General features: G+C 72.8%; 4 protein-coding genes. All 4 read right to left on the reverse strand.

The annotated features are described in order from the left end of the window. Window positions 1-248, reverse strand: a 248-nt coding sequence (locus tag ACWGIU_RS34125; RefSeq protein ID WP_453711982.1) for an HAD hydrolase-like protein, incomplete at its 3' end; no start/stop codon positions are given. Next, window positions 245-1,348, reverse strand: coding sequence for an ABC transporter ATP-binding protein (locus ACWGIU_RS34130; protein ID WP_453711983.1), 1,104 nt, complete (start codon window positions 1,346-1,348; stop codon window positions 245-247). The genes ACWGIU_RS34130 and ACWGIU_RS34125, both read right to left, overlap by 4 nt. Window positions 1,349-1,352: 4 nt before the next feature. Further along, entirely contained in the window at window positions 1,353-2,285 is a 933-nt protein-coding gene (locus ACWGIU_RS34135; RefSeq protein ID WP_453711984.1) for an ABC transporter permease, read from the reverse strand. Next, on the reverse strand, window positions 2,273-3,059 hold a 787-nt coding region (locus tag ACWGIU_RS34140), incomplete at its 5' end, for an ABC transporter permease (RefSeq protein WP_453711985.1). The genes ACWGIU_RS34135 and ACWGIU_RS34140, both read right to left, overlap by 13 nt.

The following is a 3,059-nucleotide window of genomic DNA, read 5'->3' on the forward strand; positions in this document are numbered from 1 at the left end:
GCCTCCACCCCGCGGAAGAAGCTCTCGGTGAGCGCCTCCGCCACCTCCGACGGGTCTCCCCCTCCCACGACCCGTACGAGGTGGGCGGCGGTGTCCTCCACCGCGCGGCCGACGACTTGCGGCGCGTCCGCGTCGGTGAGGCGGTGGCCGAGGCCGCCCGCTATCTCCTCCGTGGTGCGCCACCACAGCACCTCGGTGTCGACGAGGGTGCCGTCCATGTCGAACAGGACCGCGGAGAGGGCGCTCATTCGGAGCCGGCCACGACGAGTACGGGCCGTGCGGCCAGTCCCACGGCGGCGCGCGCTCCGGGCACGAGGGCTCCGGCGTCCCGCGAGGGCAGGTCGGCCTTGACGGTCACCCCGCCCTGCAGGTCCAGGTGGAGCCGGGTCACGGAGCCGAAGAAGGAGGCGGAGACCACGGTGGCGCGGCCGGCCTCGTCGGCGGTGACGGTGACGTTCTCGGGACGTACGAGGACCTGCACCTGCGAGGTGGCGGGGAGCGGACCGTCGACGGGCAGGCGCGCGCCCGCCACATCCACCAGGCCGGAGTCGGTGAGCCGTCCGGGCAGCCGGTTCATGGTGCCGACGAACTCGGCGACGAAGGGAGTGGCCGGGCGGTCGTAGAGCTCGGCCGGGGCGGCGCACTGCTCCAGCTTCCCGGCGTTCAGGACGGCGACCCGGTCGGCCATCGACAGGGCTTCCTCCTGGTCGTGGGTGACGAAGACGGTGGTGATGCCGAGGGAGAGCTGGAGGCGGCGGATCTCCTCGCGCAGGTTCGCGCGTACCTTGGCGTCGAGCGCGGAGAGCGGCTCGTCGAGCAGGAGTACGCGCGGGCGCAGGGCGAGGGCGCGGGCGAGTGCGACGCGCTGCTGCTGGCCTCCGGACATCTGGTGCGGGTAGCGGTCGCCGTGGTCGGGCAGGCCCACCAGGTCGAGGAGTTCGGCGGCGCGTTCGCGGCGCTCGGCCGCGCCGACCTTGCGCACCCGCAGGCCGAAGGCCACGTTGTCGCGGGCGTTGAGGTTCGGGAAAAGGCTGTAGGACTGGAAGACCATGCCGGCGTCGCGGCGGTTGGCCGGGACCCGGGTGATGTCCTGTCCGTCGACGAGGACCTCGCCGGAGTCGGGCTGTTCGAAACCGGCGACGACGCGCAGGGCGGTGGTCTTCCCGCAGCCGGACGGGCCGAGCAGGGCGAGGAGTTCACCGGGTTCGACGGTGAGGTCGAGCCCGTCGAGGGCGATGGTGGACCCGAACGCCCTGCGCAGGCCGCGGAATTCGACGCGCGCGCCCGCGGGCCGGGCCGGATCGGTCGGCTTCCTGACCGGGGGAAGGGTGGTGGGCGTGCTGGACATGGGCTCAGGACTCCTTGCGGGAGGTGGTGGCGGGTGCGGCCGCGGCCGTGGAGGGGGTGGTCCCGGCCCGGGAGAGGGCGATCAGGAGCAGCCAGGTGATCAGGAGGCTGAGGATGGAGACGGCCACCGACATCCGGGCCTGCGCTCCGGAGATCGAGACGATCCACACGGCGAAGGGCCGGAACCCGAGGAGAGAGGCGATGGTGAACTCGCCGAGCACCAGGGCCAGGGTGAGGAAGGCGGCGCCGGCGAGGGAGGCCCGCAGGTTCGGCAGCAGCACGCGCAGGACGACGTACGGCCAGCTCGCGCCGCAGCTGCGGGCGGCCTCCACCAGGGTCGGTACGTCGACGGCGCGCAGGCCCGCGTCGAGCGAGCGGTAGACGAAGGGGAGCGCCAGGACCGTGTAGGCGAGGACCAGGACGACGGGGAACTTCTCGTTCTGGACGGCGATGAAGGTCTGGTAGAGCGGGGTCCGTGACAGGTGTTCCGGTCCCCAGCGCAGCACGGTGGTGATGCCGGTGACCAGCGCGATCGGCGGCACCACCAGCGGCAGCATGCACATGACCTCGACGACCGGGCGCAGCCTCGCGGAACCGACGCGGACGGCCACCAGCGCCGGTACGGCGAGCAGCAGCGACAGCGCGATGGTCGAGGCGGCGAGGCCGAGGGAGAGCAGCAGGCTCTCGGTGAAGCCGTCGGCGGAGAGCAGCTCGGTGTACGCCTCGAAGGTGATGCCCTGGCCGGGCACGTGCACGGTGAAGACGAACGAGGCGACGAGCGGGACGAGGAAGTAGGCGCCGGCGAGGGCGAGGACGGCGCCGCGCCAGATCCTGGGGCGGGGCCGACGGGCCGGTGTCCGCCCCGGTGCCTCGGTCTCCGGTTCCCCCGCGTCCCGGACGCTGTCGGAGTACCGGGTGGTCGGGGTCATCGCAGCCATCGGGCGCTCCGTCGCTGGAGGGGCAGGTAGACCGCCATGACAAGTCCGGCGATCACGATCATGTCGAGGCCGAGGGCGAGCGCCACGTTCTCCTGGCCGGTGAGCACGTTCCCGGACAGTGCGTCCGCGATCTTGAGCGTGACCAGCGGCACGGAGCCTCCGACGAGGGCCGCGGCCGTGGCGTGAGCGGCGAAGGCGGTGCCGAAGAGCAGCACGAACCCGCCGAGCAGGGAGGGCGCGAGCACGGGCAGGCCGACATGGCGCCAGAACTGCCATCCGGTGGCCCCGCCGCTCTGGGCGGCCTCGCGCCACTGCGGACGCAGTCCGTCCAGCGCCGGGGCGATCACCAGCACCATCAGCGGGATCAGGAAGTACAGGTAGACCACGGTGAGGCCGGTGAAGGAGTACAGGTTCCAGCCGAGGTCGGTGAGGTCGGCGAGCCGGGTGACGACGCCGGAGATCCCGATGGTCGCGATGAAGGCGAACGCGAGGGGTACGCCGCCGAAGTTGGCGAGCACCCCGGAGGCGGTCAGCGCGGCGCTGCGCAGCCCCGCGGAGCGGGAGGTGACCACGGCCTGGGCGATCACGACGCCCAGGACGCCGCCGACGAGTGCGGTGAGGGCGGAGAGCTGGACGCTGCCGATGAGGGAGCCGAGGTACGGGCCCTGGAGGGAGCGCGCGAGGTGTTCGCCGGTCACCTGGGTGGCGCCGCTCGCCGGGTCGGTGCGGGTGACGGCGCCGTAGGCGATGGCGCCGAGCGGGATGCCGAAGCAC

It is taken from the genome of Streptomyces sp. NPDC054840 (assembly GCF_053611065.1).